Source organism: Bacteroides sp. GM023 (assembly GCF_014750685.1).
Classification (GTDB): Bacteria; Bacteroidota; Bacteroidia; order Bacteroidales; family Bacteroidaceae; genus Bacteroides.
Genome location: NZ_JAAXGE010000001.1, coordinates 81321 through 103593, shown reverse-complemented (window position 1 = coordinate 103593; position 22273 = coordinate 81321). Strand labels below are relative to the sequence as shown.

The 22273-nt window shown below is 43.5% G+C and carries 18 protein-coding genes; 8 read left to right on the top strand and 10 right to left on the bottom strand.

Going from position 1 to position 22273, the window contains the following annotated elements:
• Positions 1 to 4 precede the first annotated feature (4 nt).
• Together HC965_RS00410 and HC965_RS00405 are read right to left on the bottom strand one after the other, a co-directional pair.
• Positions 5 to 850: a patatin family protein gene (locus HC965_RS00410; RefSeq protein ID WP_191029570.1), complete on the bottom strand. Its 846-nt coding sequence runs from the start codon at positions 848 to 850 to the stop codon at positions 5 to 7.
• Complete coding sequence (locus HC965_RS00405) at positions 847 to 3057, bottom strand: cation:proton antiporter (protein ID WP_191029569.1); 2211 nt, start codon at positions 3055 to 3057, stop codon at positions 847 to 849. The genes HC965_RS00410 and HC965_RS00405 overlap by 4 nt, the downstream gene beginning before the upstream one ends.
• 186 nt (positions 3058 to 3243) lie before the next feature.
• Here HC965_RS00405 and HC965_RS00400 point away from each other — a divergent pair, with 186 nt between their 5' ends.
• On the top strand, positions 3244 to 3765 hold the full coding sequence (locus HC965_RS00400; protein WP_191029568.1) for a hypothetical protein: 522 nt from the start codon (positions 3244 to 3246) through the stop codon (positions 3763 to 3765).
• A 105-nt stretch (positions 3766 to 3870) separates the two neighbouring features.
• Here HC965_RS00400 and HC965_RS00395 read toward each other — a convergent pair whose 3' ends face one another.
• Together HC965_RS00395 and HC965_RS00390 are read right to left on the bottom strand one after the other, a co-directional pair.
• Positions 3871 to 4197, bottom strand: a complete 327-nt coding sequence (locus tag HC965_RS00395; protein ID WP_223854620.1) for a DUF4907 domain-containing protein — start codon at positions 4195 to 4197, stop codon at positions 3871 to 3873.
• Complete coding sequence (locus HC965_RS00390) at positions 4184 to 5227, bottom strand: kelch repeat-containing protein (RefSeq protein WP_191029566.1); 1044 nt, start codon at positions 5225 to 5227, stop codon at positions 4184 to 4186. Before HC965_RS00390 ends, HC965_RS00395 begins: the two co-directional genes overlap by 14 nt.
• A 191-nt stretch (positions 5228 to 5418) precedes the next feature.
• Here HC965_RS00390 and HC965_RS00385 point away from each other — a divergent pair, with 191 nt between their 5' ends.
• The 3 genes from HC965_RS00385 (at position 5419) to HC965_RS00375 (ending at position 9236) form a co-directional block, all read left to right on the top strand.
• A complete protein-coding gene (locus HC965_RS00385) occupies positions 5419 to 6747 on the top strand; it encodes a DUF4270 family protein (RefSeq protein WP_191029565.1) in 1329 nt (442 codons plus the stop codon).
• A complete protein-coding gene (locus HC965_RS00380) occupies positions 6744 to 7949 on the top strand; it encodes a hypothetical protein (protein ID WP_191029564.1) in 1206 nt (401 codons plus the stop codon). Before HC965_RS00385 ends, HC965_RS00380 begins: the two co-directional genes overlap by 4 nt.
• Before the next feature lie 102 nt (positions 7950 to 8051).
• Positions 8052 to 9236 (top strand): aminopeptidase C, encoded by a 1185-nt coding sequence (locus HC965_RS00375; protein ID WP_191029563.1) that lies wholly within the window; start codon positions 8052 to 8054, stop codon positions 9234 to 9236.
• A 15-nt stretch (positions 9237 to 9251) separates the two neighbouring features.
• Here the strand turns inward: HC965_RS00375 and HC965_RS00370 are convergent, their stop codons facing one another.
• From HC965_RS00370 to HC965_RS00345, 6 genes are all read right to left on the bottom strand, one after another.
• Positions 9252 to 9980, bottom strand: coding sequence for a LytTR family DNA-binding domain-containing protein (locus HC965_RS00370; RefSeq protein ID WP_191029562.1), 729 nt, complete (start codon positions 9978 to 9980; stop codon positions 9252 to 9254).
• Positions 9980 to 11194 carry a sensor histidine kinase gene (locus tag HC965_RS00365; RefSeq protein ID WP_191029561.1) on the bottom strand — a complete coding sequence of 405 codons (1215 nt, stop codon included), beginning with the start codon at positions 11192 to 11194 and terminating at the stop codon, positions 9980 to 9982. Before HC965_RS00365 ends, HC965_RS00370 begins: the two co-directional genes overlap by 1 nt.
• A gap of 98 nt (positions 11195 to 11292) precedes the next feature.
• Positions 11293 to 13284: a carbohydrate-binding domain-containing protein gene (locus HC965_RS00360; protein WP_191029560.1), complete on the bottom strand. Its 1992-nt coding sequence runs from the start codon at positions 13282 to 13284 to the stop codon at positions 11293 to 11295.
• 18 nt (positions 13285 to 13302) lie between these two features.
• Positions 13303 to 14031: a DUF2490 domain-containing protein gene (locus tag HC965_RS00355; protein ID WP_223854649.1), complete on the bottom strand. Its 729-nt coding sequence runs from the start codon at positions 14029 to 14031 to the stop codon at positions 13303 to 13305.
• 55 nt (positions 14032 to 14086) lie between these two features.
• On the bottom strand, positions 14087 to 14761 hold the full coding sequence (locus tag HC965_RS00350; protein ID WP_191029558.1) for a DUF4956 domain-containing protein: 675 nt from the start codon (positions 14759 to 14761) through the stop codon (positions 14087 to 14089).
• Positions 14762 to 14868: 107 nt separating this feature from the next.
• On the bottom strand, positions 14869 to 15648 hold the full coding sequence (locus tag HC965_RS00345; protein WP_191030028.1) for a polyphosphate polymerase domain-containing protein: 780 nt from the start codon (positions 15646 to 15648) through the stop codon (positions 14869 to 14871).
• A 239-nt stretch (positions 15649 to 15887) separates the two neighbouring features.
• On the opposite strand from HC965_RS00345, the gene HC965_RS00340 reads away from it, so the two are divergent.
• The 4 genes from HC965_RS00340 (at position 15888) to HC965_RS00325 (ending at position 22138) form a co-directional block, all read left to right on the top strand.
• Positions 15888 to 16286, top strand: a complete 399-nt coding sequence (locus HC965_RS00340) for an ACT domain-containing protein (RefSeq protein ID WP_191029557.1) — start codon at positions 15888 to 15890, stop codon at positions 16284 to 16286.
• A 348-nt stretch (positions 16287 to 16634) separates the two neighbouring features.
• On the top strand, positions 16635 to 17864 hold the full coding sequence (locus HC965_RS00335; protein WP_191029556.1) for a DUF4925 domain-containing protein: 1230 nt from the start codon (positions 16635 to 16637) through the stop codon (positions 17862 to 17864).
• A 24-nt stretch (positions 17865 to 17888) separates the two neighbouring features.
• Complete coding sequence (locus HC965_RS00330; protein WP_191029555.1) at positions 17889 to 19274, top strand: DUF4925 domain-containing protein; 1386 nt, start codon at positions 17889 to 17891, stop codon at positions 19272 to 19274.
• Positions 19275 to 19288: 14 nt separating this feature from the next.
• Positions 19289 to 22138, top strand: a complete 2850-nt coding sequence (locus HC965_RS00325) for a TonB-dependent receptor (RefSeq protein ID WP_191029554.1) — start codon at positions 19289 to 19291, stop codon at positions 22136 to 22138.
• Positions 22139 to 22273: the final 135 nt, after the last annotated feature.

The window sequence follows — 22273 nt, the reverse complement described above, 5'->3', positions numbered from 1 at the left end:
TCCTTTATCCTTCAAATAAAGCTCTTGCGCACTCATATCCTTCCTGATAAAACTCAGTTAGCTTCTGCACATCTTTCTCGATGCGGTCTACGGCTACCGGTTTCAACGGACGGATAACGACAATCTTTCCCTCGTCTTCCATGCGCTCCACCATTTCCAACTGTTCATTGTATAAGGCACAACGCCGGCTCAACGCTTCACGCAAATTCGGATACTTCCGATAGATGAATGACGGGACACGAATATCCTTGGAATCTTTCCGGTAACCACGGTTGCGGGTGAGCACAACGAGATTGCGCGTATAGCCATCGGCAATGGCACGCAACAGAGGAATAGAGTCCACAATTCCCCCATCGAGCATCGGAACTCCGTCTACATAAGCAATGGGACAGACAATAGGCAGACTGCTGGAAGCACGGACAATATCAATCACCCGGTTCTTGTCTTTCTTCTCTTCAAAATAGTTGGCTTCTCCCGTCAGGCAGTTTGTAGTCACCATGACGAAACGTTCGGGCGAAGCAAAATATGTTTCGTAGTCATAGGGAAGAATATGTTCCGGGAATTCATTGAACAACAAATCGAAATCGAGGATATTGCGTTTCTTGAGCAGATGTTTCAGACCGATATAATTGTACTTTTCCAGCAGGTCGATATTGCTGTATTTGGCACGTCCCCGTTGGCGGGAAGCATAAGAAAGCCCGTTGCACGCTCCGGCGGATACCCCTATCGCATAAGGGAACCGAATGTCGCAATCCATCAAATAATCGAGTACGCCGCAAGTAAATACGCCGCGCATTCCCCCGCCTTCCAACACTAATCCGGTAGATTCGTCGATTTGTAAGTTATTCATTTCTTTTCGTTACTTTTATTCCTGCGGATGACTAACAGGGAAGAAAGTTCCTTCATCACTGCTTCATCCTCGGATAATTTAGAATAAGAAAGGTGGCTCATTATCAACAGCCCGTCTTTCTCATCGGTTACTAATTCTTCAGTTCCCTTAAACCAGTTCACATTGACCTGTCCGGGATAATGCGCCAGCAAATTGTCAATCCGTTGCCCGAATTCTTCATCCTCCGTATCGAAAGCGAAGAGACGTACGGAATGTCCGTTCTGCAACATCATTTCCAAATAGGAAAGCATGAATACATCAATCATGCCGCCCAATACGAAACTGACTAAAGCCCCTTCCCGGTAATGGCGATTCACAAATACAGCGACAGGACACTTCACCTGCTCCATGATTTCATCAATCTTGTCGCGAAACAGAGTCAGCCATAAAATAGCCCCCGGAGTACCCGGCACCGTCATATCGGGACGATAATGACTTCCGGCTCCCAAAAGCAACATATCGGGATGCTCGTCACGGACAAAATGAATCATTTCCTGCACCAGTTTATCCGTCACCCGGTAATGATTGTCCACTTGTATGTCCAGTTCCTTCGCCCGCTGATTAAGAGGAACGAAACTCTCCCTGGCATAGTGGGCCGCATTCAACGGATTCAAGTCCGTACCGACTGTATAGTGCGCCGCAATCAAATGATTCTTCTTCAATTGTTTTCCAAACAGCAAAGCGTAAATGGAAAGCAAACTGCTCCCGGATTCCGGGCGGCCGAAGTAAAATATCAATTTGCGTTTCAAAGATAGCTTTTCTTCCCGATGTACAAAAAAACGTTCGACTAAATGTAGTAGCGGAGTAGTCATAAAGGTTGTAACTAGCGCCATTATGACTAAAATTACGAAAATGGAAGGCGGAAGAACTCCCATTTCATAACCGATATTCAAAGCGACAAGTTCCATCAAGCCGCGGGTATTCATCAATGTGCCTATGGTCAGACTGTCTTTCCACGACTCCCCCACCAAACGGGCGGCAATGGCACAGCCACCCAGTTTGCCGACTACGGCAACCGTCACCAGCAACAGACAAACGAGCCACAACTCCGGACTGTTTATCAAACCGATTTCTGTACGCAATCCTGTAAAGGCAAAGAACAGAGGCAGGAAGAACACCAGTGAGATGTCTTCCACCTTTTCCATCATCACCTTGCGAAAACCGATATTGGACGGCATCACCACCCCCGCCATGAAAGCGCCGAACAGGGCATGGATACCGATAATCTCCGTAATGCAGGATGAAATAATCAGAATCAGCAGGATGAACGCTACGAATGTTTTATTGATTGCTTCCTGGTTGGCGTACACCTCTCCTACTTTTTTGAGGAACGGTCGGACTACCAGGAACATGATGGCGATATAGACCACCGCCAGCCCCACCGAATAGAGCGCACTCGCAAAACTTCCCGCTTTGGAGATGGCAATCACTACCGCCAACAGACACCAGGCTGTTACATCATCATTGGCAGCGGAAGCAATGGCAAGGGTTCCTAAAGGGGATTTTGTCATGTTCCGCTCCTGAATGATACGTGCCAATACGGGAAAGGCGGTGATACTCATGGATATACCGATGAACAGGGCAAAAGGCAGAAACGGGGTTTGGGAAGCGGCATAGGTTTCGTAAATCCAGTAGGAAGACAGGATACCGAGGAAGAAAGGCACTAAAATACCGGCATGGCTAATGACGAGCGTTTCATTGATTTTATTCTTCAGCACACTGAAGTCCAGTTCCATACCGATGACAAACATAAAGAGTATCAGCCCTACCTGGCTCAACAATTCAAGATTGGTGAGTGAATGGGCGGGAAAGAGGAAGTGGAAAGCATCAGGAAAGAAAAATCCGAGCACGGAAGGACCTAAAACAATACCGGCAACGATTTCACCAATCACTCCCGGTTGCCCGATAAGGTTGAACAGGTAACCGAAAAGCCGTACCATCAGCAGGACGGCTATAATCTGAATAAGTAAGGTGGTGAGCGGATGATGCAGATTGTCTTGCAGGAACTGGAGAAACATCGTGAAAGGGTTGCCCTGTACCACATTCAGCGTATTTATCGCATGATGCGAAAACCGGTCGCCCTCTTCAATAGCAACATAAATCAACCCTCCAAACAGGAGTAACATCAATACATAGATGATATAATTCTTCCGAGCCCTATTCCGCATAAGTTCAACTTTCTACTATTTGTTGCATAATTATAATAAAAACAAACGAAAAAGGCAGATAGTTTGGCAAAAACAGTAAATATTTAAACAAAACCTTGTTTTTTTACTTCAATCTATGTAACTTTAGGCTAGCTTTATTGTTTAAGTAGGAAAAAAACAAATAAGTCCTGCCCGCAGGCAAGCACCATGAGAATACAGTTTGAGATTAAAGAAAGATTGCCGGAAATCATTGAGGAAATCATGCATTCCGAGAAATGGCAAACTTCCGTGAAGGAAGAAATTAGCGGTCGGACGACCGTTGTGATTCGTGACCAGGCGTATGGTTCTGAAGCTACCGTTGAAATCTATGCTGCATCCATCGAAATCAAAACCGCATGGTCAAAGTATGCTTATCGTATATTCGTAACCAACGACATCGTGTGGTGCGAATACAACGGTGCCTATCGTGGATTATTGGAACAAGTACTCCTGCCGACTATCACCCCGAAAGAGGGATTGCTCAATTCGGACGTCACCGAGAGTTCGCTTTATGGAAATGAGCCTAAAAAACTGAGGGAATATGCCGAAGATAACCTGAAGTTGAAGCAATTCCGCCGTCAGAATTTCAATGAGCAAAAGAGTGGAACTGCACAATTCGACCATCCGAAACGTGTGTATGATGAGTTCATCAAGGAAGATTATGTAATTAACCCTCAAAAGGGAGAGTAATCCACACCTTAGTACTAAATTTGTGCCATCGTATTGACACAGCTGTGCCACCACGATGGCACAGTCGTGCCAATACGGTGGCATTACAGTGCCAACGAAGTGGCACTAATACACAATCCCTAAGCGCTCCAAGTCCCCCTTCGATATAGTAAATTCATCTCCTGCTTCTATGCGTTCAAGAACTAAATTTCCTACTCGCCGGGCATCCTTCTCTGCACGGAAAGCTCTTTTTCCAGCGATGACAGGAATGAAAGGCTGAACAATAATCGTACGTTCTCCCTCATAGATTTTATAACCGTATCCGTTCTCTCCGAGTTTCATCACTTCCAAATGGTAGCGGTCTGCGGGAGCAGTGTTCCGATAGCAGACAAACCCGGTGGTGAGCAACAGGATAAGGCATCCAATACCTATTATTATCTTATTTTTCTTCATATTCATAAGGTTTCAACTCCCAGGTGTCGTCATAGTAAGATGAGGAAGTACTGCCACCCGTCGTTATAAATCCCCGTGTTCCTGTGGAAAAGCAAACAGCTTTCGCACGGGCGCTGCCTTCAAAACTGGTCAGGTCTTCACCTTCCCACAAATCCGTAGATGGGTCGTATATCCAGTAGTTGGTGCGCAAGCTCCCGCCCGCAGCCTGTCCTACTGCCAGATATCCTTTACCGTCAATCACAAAAGCACAGCCATAGCAGCGTGCGATAGAGGTGTAGTCGTCATCATAATCCTCATCACTGGAATCTTTGATGTCACGCAGTTGTTTCCAGGGGTTGGATGCATTCGACGGGTCAAAGCACCAAAAGTCCGTGACATCCGAATTATTATTCTCGCCACCACAGATATAGGCTATGTCATCAATGATAAAAACCTGTCCGCCCTGTCGCTTCTGTCCGCCGAAGCCATTGATAAGAGTCCATTCTCCCTTATCGCCCACCGAAGGGTCAAAGCGGTAAAAATCCTTCTGATAGTTATCATCGTAACCCGTACCCAAATAACCGTATTGCCCGATGCCGAAAGAAAGTGCATAACGTCGTCCTCCCCCGGGAAAGTCCGCCATCTGTTTCCAATCATTCGTTGCCGGGTCATATTGCCAGCAATCTTTCAGAAACGAACTGGTCTTCGCGTCGTATCCGGTGGCAATATATCCTTTCGTCCCTACGGCAAAGCCTGTCGCCGCGTTCCGGGCAATGGCTTCTTCACTCATGTCTTTGCATTGAGTCCACCAGTCATTATCAATATCATACTCCCAGCAATCTTTCAGGCGGTCTTTGTTGCTTCCCCGGTATCCGCCGCAAATATATCCTTTGTTGCCAATAGTAAACCCGGCAGCATCATTGCGTGCCACACCATCAAAATCAGAACGGCGATACCACACACCTGCCGTATATTCCGTATCCTCCGTACATGCCGCCAATGAGAGCAGTACGACCACCATGCAAAGTAATTTATTCATTTTTTTATCCATTAAATATGTCGTTTATTACCCGCAAAAGTAGGGGGCAACGGGCACGGATAAAAAAACTATCGACAAACAGATACATTCTGTCTACCAACGAAATTGAGGTCGACAAATAGCAAGACTTAGTCGATAGTTTTTGGGGAGACTGTTCAAAAAGTCTTCTTTTGCCGTCACAAAACCAATTTCATTAGTATTGCATGAAATCAATCTTAGTACTTTTTTCGCTCTTTCTATTTCTTTCTTTTTCCTCTTGCCTGGACGAATCATCCGCAATAGGCGGGAAATGGGTGGAAAGCTCTTTCCGGAATGTACAGACAGATAGTTGTACCGTATCGCTCAGTACCATTCTTAGTGATTCACTGGCAACTTCGGGTGATACCGTTTGTCAGATAGGACATCGCAAAGACGAATTATGGGGAACTATTACAGCCTCATTCTATGCCGAATACGAATTACCCTCTTTCTCCTTTAATGACGAGACGGTATATACATTCGATTCTATCACCATCCGCCTTTACTCTTCCGGCAATTATTTAGGAGATACACTGAGTACCCAACGTATCCATATGCACCGCCTGACGGAAAATATCCAACTGGATGACTACGGGTATCTATACAGTACCACCCGGACATCGTATGAAGCATCTCCCCTCACCTCTTTCAGTTTCAAGCCGACTCCCGGACAAAGGACGAAAGAGCTGGAAGTGCGCCTGCCCGACGACTGGGGGGAAGAGTGGTTTAACCTGATGCAGCAAGACGCGCGGCAAATGGAGTCGCAGGAGCTCTTCCATGATTACTTCAAGGGTATCGCCTTTATTCCGGACATCGACAATGATGCCTGTGTCAACGGATTCCAGGTGAATGATTCCAGTTTGTGTATTACGCTCTACTACCATGAACAGGCGGAAATCTCAACGGAAAAGACTCTTGTATTCAATGCCAGCAGTTCTCTTATATATAATAAGGTATCATATGACCGAACCGGCACTCCGATTGAGGGACTTAAAAGCGGGGCCGACAATGCCCTGTCCACCGCCCGGACAGAACATCAATGTTATCTGCAAGGCATGACAGGAATGTATATCGCTATCGACTTCCCGCATTTGAATAATCTCTGCGCAGAAAGCGAACTCGTGACCATCGAAAGCGCCACGTTACAACTCTATCCGGTGAAAGGGACGTATGACGGAATGTACCCGCTCCCCGCAAGTCTGACTCTTTATACGTCCAATGAGGATAATGTGAGACAGGACGTCATCACCGACCTTACCGGAAGCTCCGTACAAACGGGCAACCTGGTGGTTGACGAGATGGCTTACGAAGAGACGTATTATTCTTTCGACATCACCTCTTTTCTGCAAAGCAACCTGGGAACAACCGGCTATAACCGGCAGAAGTTACAGTTATTTCTCCCCGACAACTTGTTCTACACCACCCTGCAAGGTGTTATCTTCGGTGATGGGGAACATACGGCAAATAAAAAGAACACCAAACTTATCATACTCTACAAAACTTATCAACAATGAAAAAGATTTTGTTCTGCCTTTTGGCATTCTATACTCCCGCTCACTTATTGATGGCACAAAACACAACGAACTCCCCCACTTCCATGTTCGGATTGGGCGAACTCTCTACCGGAGAAGGCGGACAATATGCCGGACTGGGTGGTGCGGGGATTGCTCTGCGGGGTAATAATTTCCTGAACAGTGCCAACCCGGCTTCACTCACGGAACTAAGCGAACAGCGGTTTCAGATAGATGCCGGCATCATGGGGTCCTATCAGAATTATTCGCAGCGGGGAGCAAACAACCGTTCTGTCACGGGGAATCTGAATAACCTGAGTATCGGTTGCCGGATTATTCCGCGATGGTATGGGGCTATCTTTATGGCTCCCGTGAGTAGCGTAGGATATGCCATCACGTTGGATGAAGAGGTGGCGGGCAGTAACGGGAGTACCGTTTCTTCCCTGTTTCAAGGCGAAGGCGGGCTGTCTAAAATGGGTATCAGCACGGCGTATCTTTTCGGAAAAGGATTTTCTGTCGGTACGAATCTCTCCTACGTCACCGGTACTATTACGCAGACGGAAACACAGGGCAGCGCGTCAGAAGAAACGAGTTCGTACAAACATACGTTTTATGCAGATTTCGGCGTGCAGTATAAATGGGCAATCGACCGTGACCGTTCTTTCGTTGCAGGTGCCGTCTATGGTTATTCGCAGGACTTCAAGCAGGAGAACAGTCTATACGTCAGCAGCAGTTCGGGCGGGGATGATATTGCAAAAGACCTGAAACGTTATCGGCAATGCCTTCCCCAATTCTTCGGGTTAGGGGTTTCTTACAATAGTTTGCGGTGGATGGCAACCATTGATTATAAGTATGTGGACTGGAGCCGGATGCAATCTTCACAATCCAATATCAGTTTTGAGAATCAGCACCGGTTGTCACTGGGAGGAAGATATACCTTAGGCAATGTGTACCGCAATCCGGTCAGCTTGTTGCTGGGAACGGGAATCAACAATTCCTACATTGTCATCCAAAAGAAAAAGGCGACTGAATACTATATGAGTACGGGGTTGAATTTGGGTCTGCGCAATAATAATGTACTGTCCATCGGGCTGAAATACAAGGGACAGATGAAGGTACCCGCCGGTATGCAACGCGAAAACAGCCTGTCTCTGTTCCTCAATATCACCTTCTCCGAACGAACCTATCGCGCCAGGATACAGTAATATTCATTCTTTTTTTATGCAAATTGAATCCAAATGGATGGTTTTCAAAAGAGGAATCGTTATATTTGTAGCCAAAACAAATTTAATATGAATGTCATAAGAATGAAAAAAAGTATCCTTATCGCTGCCCTGGGCTTATGCAGCCTGGGCATGACAGCACAAGACGCAAAACCCCAAGAGGGATTTGTTTTCACGACAGTGAAAGAAAACCCGATTACTTCTATCAAGAATCAGAACCGTTCGAGCACTTGCTGGAGTTTCTCCACTCTCGGATTTGTTGAATCAGAACTGCTTCGTTTAGGCAAAGGCGAATATGACCTGGCTGAAATGTTTGTGGTACACAAAACGATGCAGGACCGCGGAGTGAACTATGTACGCTACCACGGTGACAGTTCTTTCTCGCCGGGTGGAAGTTTCTACGATGTAATGTATTGCATCAAGAATTACGGTATCGTTCCGCAGGAAGTAATGCCGGGTATCATGTATGGTGATACGCTGCCGGTACACAACGAGTTGGATGCCGTAGCAGGCGGATATATCAACGCTATCGCCAAGGGCAAACTTAGCAAGTTGTCTCCGGTATGGAAAAACGGCCTGGCTGCTATCTATGACACTTATTTGGGTAAATGCCCTGAAAACTTCACTTATAAAGGGAAAGAATATACTCCGAAGTCTTTTGCCGAGTCATTGGGATTGAACTGTGACGACTATGTATCACTGACTTCTTACAATCATCACCCGTTCTATACTCAATTCGCTATCGAGATTCAGGATAACTGGCGCAATGGGTTGTCTTACAACCTGCCTATCGAGGAACTGATGGCTGTAATGGACAATGCCGTAAAGAAAGGTTATACTTTTGCATGGGGCAGCGACGTGAGCGAACAAGGTTTCACCCGCAATGGTACTGCCGTAATGCCGGATGCAAAAAAAGGCGCTGAACTTAGCGGTTCGGATATGGCTCGCTGGACAGGTCTGACGGCTGCTGACAAGCAGAAAGAAATGACTACCAAACCGTTCCAGGAAATGGAAATCACTCAGGAAATGCGCCAAACAGCTTTCGATAACTGGGAAACGACTGACGACCACGGAATGGTAATCTACGGTATCGCTAAAGACCAAAACGGAAAGGAATACTTCATGGTGAAGAACTCTTGGGGTAAAGCGGGCAAATACGATGGTATCTGGTATGCTTCCAAAGCATTCGTAGCCTACAAGACTATGAATATCCTGGTACACAAAGATGCGCTTCCTAAGGATATCGCGAAGAAGTTGGGTATTAAATAAGTGCAGTTGCGCTTATTAAGACAGACTCAGTTTTCCGATGTATTCCGTAAATCTTTCCTTATAATTATCACCGACAGGAATGTAGGTATTCTTATCGAAGATAATACGGAGACGGGAAACTTCGGTAATCTTACGAAGATTGACAATATAAGAACGGTGGACCCGCATGAAATGCGTGGGAAGCCGTTCTTCCATTTTTTGGAGACTGGCAAGCGTGATAATCGCCCTGTCTTCCCCTTCTACAAAGATACGTACGTATTCACTCATGCCTTCAATATAGCGGATGTTGTTCACGTCGATACGAACGACTTTATAGTCGCTTTTCACAAACAGTGAGTCTCCTTTTATCTGCGAAGCATTTCCTAATTCGCCCTGTTGTTCCAACAATCGGTATTCAAACTGTTTACGGGCTTTGTCCGCCGCTTTCAGTAAATCCTGGAACTCGAACGGTTTCAGCAGATAGTCTACGGCATCCAGTTTAAAGCCTTCTACCGCATATTCGGAATAAGCGGTGGTGAAGATGACAAGCGGCGGGCTAATCAATGAACGGATAAAGTCCAGTCCATTCAGATCGGGCATATTAATGTCCACGAATATCAAATCCACTTCTTCTTCGGATAATACCTTCATTGCTTCGAATGCATCCTGGCAGGACTTCACTAAAGACAAAAAAGGGACACGGGAGATATAATCCGATAATTGCGTCAGTGCCAACGGTTCGTCATCTATTGCTAAACATTTCATTATAATAAAGGTATAATAAGTAATACATCAAATAGTTGTTCTTCATTGGTAATGGAGAGCGTATAGTCATTGCCGAACAGGAGCCGCAGGCGTTTGCGGACGTTTTCGAGTCCGATACCGTGATGCTGTTCGTCTGCCGAACCGTTATTGCTGTTCGTGCAACGGAAAGACAAGCGGTTGTCTTCTTCCAACTGCACGAGGACGCGAATAAAAGACTCGTTCCGGTAGCTGACTCCATGCTTGAAGGCGTTCTCTACAAAAGAGATAAAGAGCAGTGGGGGAATCTGTACTTTGGGCACTTCGGCAGGGAAGTGCATCTCGATAGATACTTTGTCGGTATAGCGCAGGCTCATCAAGCCGACATAGTTCTCAAGGAACTGTACTTCACGTGAAAGCAGGGTGGTTTTATTACTCGCTTCATAGAGCACATAACGCATCAGTTTGGAGAGTTCCACAATCGTGCTTTTCGCTTTTCCCGTATCAATATCCACCAATGCATGAATATTATTAAGCGTATTCATGAAGAAGTGCGGGTTGATTTGATATTTGAGATATTGCAGTTCCGACTGCAAGCGTTGATGTTCGAGTTCCTTCAGCATTTCCTCGTCGCGGAAAGACTTGAAAAATAGTTTGATGGCAATGTTAAACCCTACCATCAGAAAGGCGATGGCAAAATGGATGAGATAACGGATACCAAAGGGCGGATAAGGGAAAGGACCCGGCTTCGGAAAAGCATCGGGACCGCCTTTAGGCTTTCCCATTCCCATAGGGGGCTTTTCACGTTTAGGCTCATCCCGGTACCCTTCGCCTTCCTCCCTGCTCTTTTCTCTCATCTTTATTATTTGGTCTCTCGGATTCTCCTTCATGTTGCGGTGCAGACCGTCACGCCGGAAGCCTTTCGGAAAGCGTGTCATGGAAGGAGACGGAGCAAGCCAGCACATGGCAACTATCAGTAAAAACAATGAAACAGTATATTGCCAGTATTTTTTCTTAAAAAGGAAATAGGGAACCAGTCCGTAATTGTTCAGCAAAAAAAGTACGAAGAAAGGAAGGATACCCAGCCATGAGTCACGGATAACCGTGCGGACTTCTTCTCTTTCGAGTCCGCCGCTCAGGGCAAAGTATCCACCTATCAGCGGAAGAAGAAATATTACGGTCCAAATGGCTCCGTAAATACTCTGTTCCAACAACTGTTGTTTACGCAGTCTTTTCATGCTTCATTGTTCCAAGTTAGCAGGACAAAGGTAGGACTGATGCTACTTTATCACAAATAGAATCGACCAAAGGACGGATTTCGACGGTAAACTGCTGTTTACCATCCTCCGCCGCCAGGACCGTGTCCACCGCCGCCAGGTTGACCGCCGCCGGAAGTGCTGCCGACTTGTGTCACCATCGAGCTGGCTGTGAAAGTTGCCGCCTGCGTGCCGCCGGAATAGGTTGCTCCTGTATATAAGCCGAAGAATTCGGAGCCACCGGATACTGTTCCGCCTTTCGAGATGATGTAACTTCCGCCTGATGTGAGATTCGGACTACTAAACAAGACTGTCATTTGTGAATAGGCGCGGGGAATCTGATAAGTAAGAATACTGGTTCCGTCGGCAGACTGGATATTCAGGTATTCGCCATTCGAGCCTGAACCGCCATAGATAACGCTTCGCTGTGTGCATACGCTGGATGTCGGTGTGCTCGTTCCGCCACCAATGCCCAAGACGATACCACCGGTTATCTTAAAGGTATTTTGGTCGCAATCGAATCCTTCTTCGGGAGAGGTGGTGCCGGATGACACGATTACTCCGCCTGTGATAGTCAAAGTGCCGTTGGAGTCGATGCCGTCATTGCCGGAACTGTAACAGTAGATAGTGCCGCCGTTAATGACAATGCTGTTACTTGCATTCATGCAGTCGTCATAGCAGAGGGCGGCAATCATACCGTTATTGACAGTCAGCACGCTTTTACTTTCGATGCCTTCACTACCTTCGCCGCCGGTGGCTTTCACCAGGACTGTTCCACCGTTGATTGTCAGGGCGCCGTCCGCTTTAATTCCTTTTGCGGATGAATCGAGTCTGTTATATACGCATTGGGTACCAGTAGTAATGACTTTCACCGTACCGTCATTGATGGTGAGAGAACCGTCGCAGTTTATTCCTTTGCCGGCTCCGCCTGTACTTTGGATGGCTATTTCACCGCCTGTGATAAGCATATTGCCGTCACATTTGATGCCGGCACACGAGCTTAAGTCATTGTCTTCATAAAGTGCGGTCTGCGAGGTAAATGCTGTCAGCTTTCCACCCGAGAAGGTGAGATTGCCGTCACAGGAGATTCCTTTTGAAGCGGCTCCCGCTACTTGTGCCTGAATAGCACCACCACTGATTATTACGTCCAGATAAGCTTTCAGTCCATGTGCCTTGTTAGCGGTTGTAGAGACTTTTACAAAGCCGCCTGTCATAGTGATTCCGCCGTCTTCGCACTGGATGGCATCTTCGGTGGAAGATATTTTCAGTACTCCACCACCGATAATAACGGCATCATTGGTATGAATACCGTCTTTCTTGGCAGCAGCGACTGTGATATTGCATCCGCTACGGAGACGTACGTATTCGTCACTCGTGATGGCGTGTTTGTAATTTCCGGTGACTGTCAACAAACCGCTGCCGCTGAAGATAAGCTGTCCTTCACTAAAAAAGCAGGCTTTCATGTCTTCGCCTTCGGTGACGGATGTATAGGAAGAACCGTCTGTCAGGATATTCGTTGTTCCGTCCGCGCATACTACAAACACACGTTTGGAAGATTGTATGTTTATGGCGGCACCTGTTGGATTAAGAATAGATACTCCTGACAATGATAATTTGAACTTCTTCTCGCTATATACTTTGAACGAGCCGTTTGTTGTTGTTCCACTTAATACGTATTCTACTTTACTGACCGAAGAGTTTACGACCACATGTCCCCCATTGGCTGATACTTCTACGCCGGAAACATTATTGTTTACCGTCGCGGTCGTTCCGTTGTAGGTAATGGTCACTATGGACGTAAATTCGGAGTTTTCTATAAAATCTTCTTCATCCGCCGAAACTGTTTCCGACATACTTCCGTAGGTCGATTCGTCAGTTTCATCGAAAGCGATGGTAAATCCCAGTAAGTCTCCCGATTCTTCGGGAACTGTCGGGTTAGGCTGACTGCTTCCTCCGCCTCCCGAACCTTCGACTAATATTCCTTCTTCCCCACCGAAGTCGAATGACTCCGTCGTACAGTTTACAAACAACAGTAACAGTACCGGCATCCAAAACAACACATTCTTTTTCATAACTTTCCGCTTTATATATTAAAACTTAAACGAATATCCTGCACCAACTACGTGTCCGTTCGCCTCATCATCATCTGCTTTATTCTGATACAGATAGTAAAAATCAAGGGAGTGTTTTTTACTGAGTTTCCATTCTGTGCCTAATGTCCACCGCAGCTTTTCAAAAGCTGCATTGTCATTTAACGAATGGGAAAGTTCGCACGAAGTGTACGGGGTAAAGGCGCACTTGCGTATATTATATTCTATTTGAATACGGGAACGAAGTACATTTTTCCCCTTTCCGCTGATATATTCATCATTCTTTGCGCTCCCGTCGTCTCCGTCAAGCTTTGCGACCGACTGGCTGGGGCGATAGGTGTACTGCCATCGCTCACGAAGAGAAAAGGTGAAACGTTGCCAGTCTACTTTTCCTGTCAATGACAAGTTTACGCGATGCTTGGCTTGCCAGTATTCGGGGATGTAATTACCTTTCTTGGTTGTTTCCATCGGATGATAGTAATTAATAAAGGTATATCCGGCGGATGCTTTCAGCCAACGGAACACTTTATAGGAAACGCCTGCCGAACCTGACCAACGTTCTACTGTCTGCAATCCGTCCCTGGTACGGAACTCGCCTTCCAAGGAAGCGTCGAATCCGGGGAATAGTTTTTTCTTTACTTCCGCACTGGTCCATATGCCGAAATCATCACTTTGGGCATGGGCATTTTCTGTCATGCATAGCAATAACAGGCAGCCCATCAGATACATTCCTGCTCTTTTGAAGCGGGTTTGTCTTTTTTTGTTTTCCTGGTCGTTCATTTTCTCATTCATTTTCTTTAGGAAGGCGGGTTAGGGTATCTATCGTATTTGCCTCGTCTCTCAAAGGTTCGTAATAGACTTTTAGTATGGCAGTGTCACGCAGAAAATCTATGTGACCGACTTCCACACGAAGTACGTCAAGACCTGTACGTTCGCGAAGGTCACGCAGTAAATCCGATTCCCGTTCGGGTTTTATCAGTTCTATCTTGTCATACTGTATCAGTTTACATGAGATGTGTTTCAGCCATCGGTTACTTTCGCAAATCCATATGCTTAGTATGAAAAGCAGATTGGTACATAGCAATTCGGCATGACTGATAGCTACGGCAAGGGCATTTATCACAGAGATGGCAATGATGACAAAAAGATAGGTCATCTCGCGTACAGGCATCGACTCCGTCCGGTAACGTATTATTCCGAAAATGGCGAATAGTCCGAGTGCAAAGCCGATTTTCAGCTTGACACTTCCCAAGAGGAAAATCATCAGGAAGATGCTGATACTAATCAGAGTAAAGGTGAAGTAATAATCGCGCCGTTTACTTTTAGGATAGTAAAACAGATGGATAATGCAGGATACGACCAATAAATTAAAGAAGAATCGCAGCAGCAATTCCATAAAGCCCGCACTATCCAGTAATGGCGTTTCTATTAATGTAATATCACTAAGTTCGTCAAACATACTATTCAATTTTAATATTATATATTCATTACCTTATTATATATCCTCTATTTATTATATATCTCCTACTTCATCATATATCTTTTTATCATATATCCCCTACTTCATCATATATCCATTATCTTACGCTTTGCAATTTTCTGTGCGAGTCTCAATTTGGGTTTGAAGCGATTGTATTTCAACTCGCCTGCCGTTAATACGGTTCCTACGCAGTATTTACTAATTCCCGAAGGTCGTACATGTAGTTCGCGCAGTATTTCACTGATAGGTGAATAGGTTCTTCCGTCGCGTTTCAGTTCTATTATTGCCAGGTTGTCGAGTTTGGCTTCCGTGCCCGTAAGAAGATGATGGAAATGTACACCTGTATCAATGGTCAGGCGTTCTGTCATGGCTTTATTCACCAATGTAATGCGATGGAAATGATTTTCTAAAAGAAGGTCTAAGGCGGATAATTCATACCAGGCGTGATTACGAAGAAATTCTTCTCCACCATCCACATGTAAAGAATCGACTCCCTGCACCCGGATACGTTTTTTATCCGTGCGCCCTTTATTATTCTTATTTTTCACTTCAAGGAATGTCAGGCCGGAAGCAACATAAGTTCGCACACGTATCTTTTCACGTATCACTCTTCCGTTCTGATGTGCCAGGTACATGGCGTAATCCGGTGTATCAAGATAGGTAGTATGATAGGCAATGTTCCGTTCCCCTTCTACTTCCTGTACACGATAATACTGACTTGCACGCCGCAGTACATCCATCAAAACAGGCAGCGAAACAATATATTTCGTATCTGTACGGTTCATTAAACGGATGGTACTCATCTCTTCCAAAGAAATGGGCGAGAAAGTGGAAAGTGCGGGGGCAACATTGAATGTTTCGTTCATATTCATAGGGTTTGGACTATTCGATGTTACAATTCTATAACAAATGTATGACAGAGAAAGCAGAAAAGGAAAAAAAATCAATGAACGGGGGATTCTTATCGGTGAATAGGCTTTATTGTGGCTACAAACGTTTTCTATTTCTCTTGAATTATCGTATATATATAAATAGGCAGGCTACTAAATAGCTTTGTATTTGCATATTAACTATCTTTGCGCCATTCACTTGATTCAAAAATTATATGGCAGGTATTAAAGATTTGAAGGCATTATTGTCTAATATAGCTCCGGCACTGGATGAACGCAACTTTGTTTTTTGCACTTTCCCGGAATTCGACTGGAATAGTATGAAGCACCTGAATCCAACAGGCTTTTTCCAGGAAAAAGAGGGTGCAACATTTATTATAACGGAACAGCAAGCCATCGACAATAATATAAAGTATGAATCTGTCTACAGATTGATTACTCTAAACGTTCATTCCAGCCTGGATGCAGTGGGGTTAACAGCGGCATTCTCCGCAAAACTGGCAGAAAAAGAAATTAGTGCCAATGTTGTCGCAGCATATTATCACGATCATATCTTTGTGCCTGAAGATAAAGCTGAACTGGCATTAGCAGCTATTCACGAACTACAAAAGTAGTCCGCTCACTTCTTCATATTCTACTTTTCCCAATATTCCTACGGACTTATCTTCTTATATTTACAAATATATTTATTGAAGAAAAAGACGAACGGCTTATCATATCATTACACATTCAATAAGTCGTTCGTTTTTTTCTATTTTTTCTTTCTTTTCACTTATAGCTATTCTTAAAAGAAGAACAATTCATATTAAAAATAGAACACTAATAATTGCACTTTATTCACCATTCAACTCATAATACTTAAAAAGAGAACATCATTGTAGAAAAATAGACCTTGTTAATAAAGGATTGTTAGCCGAACTTTGCAAAGTTTTATTAAATATGCAATAAAAACAAGAAGCAAAATGAGAAATTTAAAAGAACTATTCTGTGTAGCTTGTATTGCCTTTTTCTTTACATCATGTGAAGAGACTTACAATGACAAGTTATTTTGGCCGGGAGAAATCAGCCAGGAATATGGCTCGTATATTAAGCCATACACGTTAGACCTAACCTACAGTGGAGAGAAATTAATTGGAAAAACTGTCAGCTTTAAGACAGAAAACAGTGAGACGGGAACGTTGACGCTGAATGATGTAGTTCCAGGAGAGGCTACTACCCCCATCAATAACATCAAACTTTATGAGAATGAAGAGAAAGGGTGTTATACTTTCAGCGGAACGAATATCACGATGGGAGGTGCTACGGTGAAATACAATGGTAGCATTACTCCAAAAACAATGAAGTTGGATATGAATGTGGTGATGGCAAATGCCAATAATATTGCAAAAAGCTATAAATTTGCGGAATATAACACCCAACAAAAGATTAATGCAGCCTATTCCTACGTAAAAATGAGTCCTGACGCACCAAGTAATCCTATATCTAAAACAATAGGCTCAATAGCGCAAGCTGCATTAGGACTTATTTTACCTCAAATATTGAATGATATTCAATTGAAAAATGATGGAAATATTTATGCAACATATTCTTCTGAAGAATTAGTTATTGAAAACTGGCTCAAGATTATAGGAATCGGGGTAAATGCTAGTTATATACAATCACTAGTCGATAAACGTACATATACCCCTTCGCCTGAAAATATCGCTTTTTGGTGTAAAGGAAAAGAAAACTTCTACATTAAACTAAATGTAGCATCCATCATATCTCAAATAACAAAAGATAGCGATACAGAGATTGACGAAAGCCTTATTGCAGGAATAACAGAGGCCATCTTAAAGTCAGCCCCCAATAAATTAAAAAGTATACTGATGACTTTGAACTCTGTTTTGCAAAATGATATATTATCTATCATTACTAATATGGACGACGCCAAATTCAATACATTTTTCTCTTGGATAAAGGATGGCATTCCATTAACAATAGCAACCACAGATGATAAGCATACACATATTTATTTAAATAGAGAAGCCCTAACCCCAATCATCGAATTACTACCTGCTCTTAGTCCCCTAATAGAAGAAGCCAACCCAATGGGAATGGGTAGTTTTATAACCCAATTATTAACAGGTATGACTAAAGAATGGCCACTAGTCGAAGAGTTCGACCTAGGTTTCGATTTCATTTCAGACTAATTAATATTCCAAAACGAAAACAATATGAAAAAAATATCTATCGTTCTAATAAGCTTTTTAGGATGTATCACAGGAATGCTGACCTCATGTAGTGAAGACTATCCAGGACCGAATCCTGTGGATGTAACAGCCAATTACTCCAATAAATTTTCAAATACCAATTCCAATTTGTTACTGACTTATAATGGTGAAGAAATGATTGGAAAGTCTGTAGATTTCAGTACAGTAAAAGGAGAAACTGGTAATATAACTCTTTATGACATTATCCCAGGAGAAGAAGCTTTAAAACTTACAGCAATTACACTCATAGGAAATGCAAATAGCTACTCTTTCAAAGGTAATGGAGTTGGTTCAAATACAGAAACTACTTTTAATTATGAAGGTTATGTAGAAAAAGGTAAGTTAGAAATAAATCTAACTGAAATAAAAATGGGCAATAGTACTCAATGGGGACATTCATACCGAATGAGTGATTTAGAATATGGTAAGAGAAAAGACCCTGTACTTAATAAGGAAACTAATTTGTACGAATGGGGTGAAGCTGAGAATAAATTATCTATAACCGCACTCCATACAGACATGGATATTGATTTACAGGAAGATGAGGCTCTCTTTTTATATGCCACAGTTTCGGATGTCATAAAAGGTTTTGGAGGATATTTAGTTCCACAACTACTACAAACTGTTACTCTTTCACCGGATGGAAATATTATTGCTGATTATACTACAGATGAAATGCAAATAGGAGAACAAAAATTCAGTGAAATAGACATGGACAATCAAGATTCGATGAGTAAATTGATGCAGTTTATTTCAATGAAGTTGTTCTTTCCTGTTGAATATGGAGGTGGTTTTAGTGCTGCTGATATAGAAAGCGTAACAACAGGTCGTACTTATACTTCTTCTCCTCGAGGATTAGTATACTGGTATTCCCAAAACGGACTTTTTTATGTTAAACTGAATCTCCCTGCCATCATTGTAAAAGCAATGCAAGATAAAGGTAAAAATGTTGACTATAATTTAATAGCAACTCTTACGGACGCTCTATTAAAATCAAACCCTGCCCAATTACAAACTATTCTTGTAACTATCAATAAACAGCTAGATAATTCATTGTTATCCATAATAGCTGAAATGGATAAAAATGACTTTCAAACCATCTTCACTTGGATAAAAAATGGTATCCCTATGCATTTGGATAATGCTAATGGACACACTCACATCTATGTGGATAAAGCTGTATTGACTCCGTTTATCAATCTTTTATCAGGAATGATACCAACGCTAGAAGCTATTCCAACTTTTGGAGAACTATTAGTCACAGGATATGTAAAACCAATAGTCAAGGCTTGGCCAGTTATCAAGACACTAAATATTGGCTTAGATCTCAAAGTCAGTGATATTAAATAAAAAAACAAGAAACAATGAAGAAAATATATATTCTAACTTTACTTTTATGCCTTACCAGCTTTGGAGCAAGTTTTGCCCAAACCTTGAAAGGACATATATATGATGCAAAAACCAATGAACCATTGGTAGGTGCAGCAGTTACGTATAAGCTTCACGGTAACCAGGGAGTAGTATCCAACATCAACGGAGAATACGAAATCAAACTGCCCGAAGGCGGAGTTGACCTCGTATTCAGCTACGTAGGCTATGATGACGTATTGATGCCAATCGTTATTAACAAGCGTGAAGTAGTAACCAAAGATGTTTACATGAAGGAAAGCACTAAGTTACTGGAAGAAGTTGTAATTAGTGCAGGTCGTTTCGAACAGAAACTAAGCGACGTCACTGTTTCCATGGACGTTGTTAAATCGGGAGATATTGCACGCCAAGCGCCAACAGACATTTCTTCTACTCTCCGCACCCTACCCGGTGTAGACATTGTAGACAAACAACCTTCTATGCGTGGCGGTAGCGGATGGACTTACGGAGTAGGTGCACGCAGTCAGATTCTTGTAGACGGAATGAGTACACTGAATCCTAAAACAGGAGAAATCAACTGGAACACTGTTCCTTTGGAAAATGTAGAACAGGTGGAAGTGATTAAAGGAGCTTCTTCCGTATTATATGGCTCATCAGCTTTGAATGGTATCATCAACATCCGTACCGCACGTCCGGGATTGACACCGAAAACACGATTCAGTGCCTATGTCGGTGTATATGGAGATGCAGAAAATGATGAATATCAATGGAGTGACAAGAGCTTTTGGAAAGACGACAAGTATGCAGTAAAACCGATTTTACGCGGAAGTCTTCTTAGCGGTGTACGAAATCCGATTTACGAAGGATTCGACCTCTCTCACTCCCGCCGTATTGGTAATTTCGATGTCAGTGGAGGTATTAATCTTTTCACAGACGAAGGATACCGTGAACAAGGATACAACAAACGTTTCCGCATGGGCGGTAGCTTAACTTACCACCAGCCGGATATGGGAATGAAACTGTTGAACTATGGTTTCAATGTAGACTTCCTTTCCAACCAGTATGGTGACTTCTTCATTTGGCGTTCACCGACAGAAGTGTACAAGCCATCTCCTTTCACCAACATGGGACGTGAAGAAAATAACTTCCATATCGACCCGTTCATCAACTATGTAAATCCCGAAAACGGTACATCACACAAAATTAAAGGCCGTTTCTATTATAGCTCTGACAATATCGTACGCCCAACCGAAGGAGCATCTATTACCGATATTCTTGGAAATATGGGAACAGACGCCCAAACCATACAGAATATTGCAGGTGGTGATTATAGTTCACTCTACCCGGCATTAGTCGGCATTGGCTCAGGATTGATTAACGGAAATCTGGATGATGCTATGAACGGAGTATTTACTTCATTAGGTAATATCTTCCCGAATGCAACAACCGCCGATTATTGTGACCTTATCTCATGGGCTATGGATAATGGATTGCCTAGTGATTTGGACAAGTTAGTACAGGATGGAAAATTACCGGGCGACCTTGTTCCCTGGTTATCCAATGTCATCAATCCTTCACGTAACAATCCGAAAACTCAAACCGATAAGAACTTCGACTATTATCTCGACTACCAGTTCAACAAAAAATGGGACTGTGGCGCACAAATCACAACCGGAGCTACTTTTGAGCATATCCGTTATGATTCTGCCATCATGGACGAAGTATACAAAAGTGACAACATCGCCGCTTTCTTCCAGTATGACCAACGCTTTTGGGACCGACTGAGTGTATCCGCCGGTGTACGTGCCGAATATTACCGTGTAAACAATCACCACCGTGAAGCAGAAACCAAAATATTCGGAACAAAAGTTCCTTTCCGTCCCGTATTCCGTGCCGGATTAAACTATCAGTTGGCTGATTACAGCTTTATCCGTGCCAGCTTCGGACAAGGTTACCGCAACCCGTCTATCAATGAGAAATATCTACGTAAGGATATTGGCGGAGTCGGCGTCTATCCGAACCTGGACATCAAACCGGAAAAAGGATTTAATGCTGAATTAGGATTCAAACAAGGATATAAAATCGGTAACTTCCAGGGATTTGTAGACGTTGCCGGATTCTATACACAATATAAAGACATGGTTGAATTCCAGTTCGGATTGTTCAACAATGCTAATTATACGATGATTAACAGCATCGGTGATGCTATCCAAATGTTGTCAGACGGCAAAGGTTTTGGTATCGGCGCTCAATTCCACAACGTATCGAAAGCGCAAATCTACGGAGTTGAAATCTCCACAAACGGTGTGTATAACTTCAATAAGAATACGAAGCTGTTCTATAACTTAGGATATGTATACACCGAACCCCGTGACGCAGATTATCAGAAACGCAATGCCGTAGAAGGTCTTTACACCGATCCATTGCAGATGAAAGAGAAATCAAATACCGGAAAGTATCTGAAGTATCGCCCGAAACATAGTTTCAAAGCCACGGTAGACTTCCAGTGGAAACGTATCAACGTAGGTGCCAACGTAGCATGGAAGAGCAAAATTCTCGCAGTAGACTATCTGATGATGGACGAACGCGATAAGCAGCAAAATGACCTGATGGATTATGTACGCGGTATTCTCTTCGGTTATTCAAAAGGCGAAACACTGGCTACTTACTGGAAAAAACATAATACGGACTATGCCACTGTTGACCTGCGTTTCGGAGTGAAAGCAACCAAAGAAGTAGCATTCCAGTTTATGGTGAACAACCTGTTGAACAAGGAATACAGCTACCGCCCGATGGCAGTTGCCGCTCCACGTACTTTCGTACTGAAAATGGATGTCACTTTCTAAATAACTAGTAAGATTTACAATTGATTAAGGAACGGCTGCACAACGCAGCCGTTTTCTTTTTTTACCCTACCTGCCAATATTTATCCATATATTGATTATCTTTACCCCCTGAAAATGAAAAGATACAACCGATAA

What these genes read in the sequence shown, in the direction of transcription:
- HC965_RS00335 (WP_191029556.1), top strand. Translation starts at nt 16,635, where the DNA reads ATGAGAAATTTAAAAGAACTATTCTGTGTAGCTTGTATTGCCTTTTTC.
- HC965_RS00350 (WP_191029558.1), bottom strand. Translation starts at nt 14,761, where the DNA reads ATGTTTGACGAACTTAGTGATATTACATTAATAGAAACGCCATTACTG.
- HC965_RS00370 (WP_191029562.1), bottom strand. Translation starts at nt 9,980, where the DNA reads ATGAAATGTTTAGCAATAGATGACGAACCGTTGGCACTGACGCAATTA.
- HC965_RS00380 (WP_191029564.1), top strand. Translation starts at nt 6,744, where the DNA reads ATGAAAAAGATTTTGTTCTGCCTTTTGGCATTCTATACTCCCGCTCAC.
- HC965_RS00340 (WP_191029557.1), top strand. Translation starts at nt 15,888, where the DNA reads ATGGCAGGTATTAAAGATTTGAAGGCATTATTGTCTAATATAGCTCCG.
- HC965_RS00395 (WP_223854620.1), bottom strand. Translation starts at nt 4,197, where the DNA reads ATGAAGAAAAATAAGATAATAATAGGTATTGGATGCCTTATCCTGTTG.
- HC965_RS00355 (WP_223854649.1), bottom strand. Translation starts at nt 14,031, where the DNA reads ATGTATCTGATGGGCTGCCTGTTATTGCTATGCATGACAGAAAATGCC.
- HC965_RS00330 (WP_191029555.1), top strand. Translation starts at nt 17,889, where the DNA reads ATGAAAAAAATATCTATCGTTCTAATAAGCTTTTTAGGATGTATCACA.
- HC965_RS00390 (WP_191029566.1), bottom strand. Translation starts at nt 5,227, where the DNA reads ATGGATAAAAAAATGAATAAATTACTTTGCATGGTGGTCGTACTGCTC.
- HC965_RS00360 (WP_191029560.1), bottom strand. Translation starts at nt 13,284, where the DNA reads ATGAAAAAGAATGTGTTGTTTTGGATGCCGGTACTGTTACTGTTGTTT.
- HC965_RS00375 (WP_191029563.1), top strand. Translation starts at nt 8,052, where the DNA reads ATGAAAAAAAGTATCCTTATCGCTGCCCTGGGCTTATGCAGCCTGGGC.
- HC965_RS00385 (WP_191029565.1), top strand. Translation starts at nt 5,419, where the DNA reads ATGAAATCAATCTTAGTACTTTTTTCGCTCTTTCTATTTCTTTCTTTT.
- HC965_RS00345 (WP_191030028.1), bottom strand. Translation starts at nt 15,648, where the DNA reads ATGAACGAAACATTCAATGTTGCCCCCGCACTTTCCACTTTCTCGCCC.
- HC965_RS00410 (WP_191029570.1), bottom strand. Translation starts at nt 850, where the DNA reads ATGAATAACTTACAAATCGACGAATCTACCGGATTAGTGTTGGAAGGC.
- HC965_RS00405 (WP_191029569.1), bottom strand. Translation starts at nt 3,057, where the DNA reads ATGCGGAATAGGGCTCGGAAGAATTATATCATCTATGTATTGATGTTA.
- HC965_RS00400 (WP_191029568.1), top strand. Translation starts at nt 3,244, where the DNA reads ATGAGAATACAGTTTGAGATTAAAGAAAGATTGCCGGAAATCATTGAG.
- HC965_RS00325 (WP_191029554.1), top strand. Translation starts at nt 19,289, where the DNA reads ATGAAGAAAATATATATTCTAACTTTACTTTTATGCCTTACCAGCTTT.
- HC965_RS00365 (WP_191029561.1), bottom strand. Translation starts at nt 11,194, where the DNA reads ATGAAAAGACTGCGTAAACAACAGTTGTTGGAACAGAGTATTTACGGA.